The following is a 2,057-nucleotide window of genomic DNA, read 5'->3' as shown; positions in this document are numbered from 1 at the left end:
ACGTCCTCGGTCGTCATCGTCGCCACCTGGGCGGTGCCGATGGCGGCGATCTGGCTGCTGGTGAGCGAGGGGATCTGCGAGCTGGTCAGCGCATTGAGCGTGTCGCTGCCCATATTGGCGACCTGCGCCGTGGTCAGCTGCTGGACCTGGGTGCTGGTCAGGGCGCCGATCTGGTCGCTGCCCAGCGAGCCCAGCTGCGCGCTGTTCAGCGCGCGCAGCGCGGCGCTCGACAGCGCGCGCAGGTCGTCGGTGTTCAGGTTGACGAGCTGGTCGGTCGTCAGGCCGGCCACCTGGGCCGAGCTGAGCACGGCCGCCTGCTTGCTGGTCAGCGCGACGATGTCGTCGGTGCTCAGCGCATGGATCTGGCCCGAGCTCATCGCCTTGATGCCGGCGGAGCCGAGCGAGACCACGTCCTCGGTGGTCATCGTCGCCACCTGGGCGGTACCGATGGCGGCCACCTGGGCGCTGGTCAGCGAGGGGATCTGCGAGCTGGTCAGCGCGTTCAGCGTGTCGCTGCCCATGCCGGCGATCTGCGCGGTGGTGAGCTGCGAGACCTGGGTGCTGGTGAGGGCGCCGACCTGGTCGCTGTTCAGCGCGCCGAGCTGGTCGCTGGCCAGCGCGCGCAGCGCCTGGCTGTTCATCGCGCGCAGGTCATCGGTGCTGAAGTTGACGAGCTGGTCGGTGGTGAGGCCGCGCACCTGGGCCGAGCTGAGCACGGCCGCCTGGCCGCTGGTCAGCGCCACGACGTCATCGGTGCTGAGCGCGTGGACCTGTGCGGAGCTCATCGCCTTGATGCCGGCGGAACCGAGCGCGACGACGTCCTCGGTCGTCATCGTCGCCACCTGGGCGGTGCCGATGGCAGCGACCTGGCTGCTGGTCAGGGCCGGGATCTGGCTGCTGGTCAGCGCGTTCAGCGTGTCGCTGGCCATCGCGGCGACCTGGGCCGTGGTGAGCTGCTGCACCTGGGCGCTGCTCAGTGCGCCGATCTGGTCGCTGTTGAGCGCGCCGATCTGGCTGCTGTTCAGCGCGCGCAGCGCGGCGCTGCCCAGGGCGCGCAGGTCGTCGGTGTTGAAGTTGACGAGCTGGTCGCTGGTCAGGCCCTGCACCTGGACCGAGCTCAGCACGGCGGCCTGGCCCGAGGTCAGCGCGATGATGGCGTCGGTGCCCAGCGCGTGGATCTGCGCGGAGCTCATTGCCTTGAGGCCGGCGGAGCCCAGGGCGACCACGTCCTCGGTGGTCATCGTGGCGATCTGGGCGGTGCCGATGGCGGCGATCTGCGCGCTGGTCAGCGCGGCGATCTGGCTGCTGGTCAGCGCGTTCAGCGAGTCGCTGCCGAGGCCGGCCACTTGGGGCGCGGTGGTCAGCTGCGCGACCTGGGATGAGGTGAGGGCGCCGATCTGGTCGGAGTTCAGCGCGGCGACCTGGTCGGTCGTCAGGCTGCGCAGCGCGGCGCTGCCGAGGGCGCGCAGGTCGTCGGTCTCGAGGGCGGCCAGCTGGTCGGTCGTCAGGCCGCGCACCTGGGCGGAGCTGAGCGCGGCCGCCTGGGCGGTGGTCAGCGCGACGATGTCGTCGGTGCTGAGCGCGTGGATCTGGGCCGAGCTCATCGCCTTAATGCCGGCAGAGCCGAGGGCGACCACGTCCTCTGTCGTCATCGTCGCGACCTGCGCGGTGCCGATGGCGGCGATCTGCGTGCTGGTCAGGGCCGGGATTTGCGAGCTGGTCAGCGCATTGAGCGTGTCGCTGCCCATCGCGGCGACCTGGGCGCTGGTGAGCTGCTGGACCTGGGCGCTGGTGAGGGCGCCGATCTGGTCGCTGTTCAGGGCGCCGAGCTGGCCGCTGGAGAGGGCGCGCAGCGCGCCGCTGGAGAGCGCGCGCAGGTCGTCGGTGCTGAAGTTGACGAGCTGGTCGGTCGTCAGGCCCGCCACCTGGACGGAGCTGAGCACGGCGGCCTGGCCGCTGGTGAGTGCCACCACGTCATCGGTGCTCAGCGCATGGATCTGGCCGGAGCTCATCGCCTTGATGCCGGCGGAGCCGAGGGCGACGATGTCCTCGGTGGT

1 pseudogene is annotated in these 2,057 nt (G+C 71.0%); it reads right to left on the bottom strand.

The features are described 5' to 3' along the window. Positions 1-2,057 (bottom strand): annotated as a pseudogene (locus B0W88_RS34055) (heme utilization protein); the annotation flags it as partial.

It is taken from the genome of Pelomonas sp. KK5, from assembly GCF_001984095.1.
In the GTDB taxonomy this organism is placed as follows: domain Bacteria; phylum Pseudomonadota; class Gammaproteobacteria; order Burkholderiales; family Burkholderiaceae_C; genus KK5.
The sequence above is the reverse complement of the archived record's forward strand: the minus strand, read 5'-3'. Positions and strand labels throughout refer to the sequence as shown.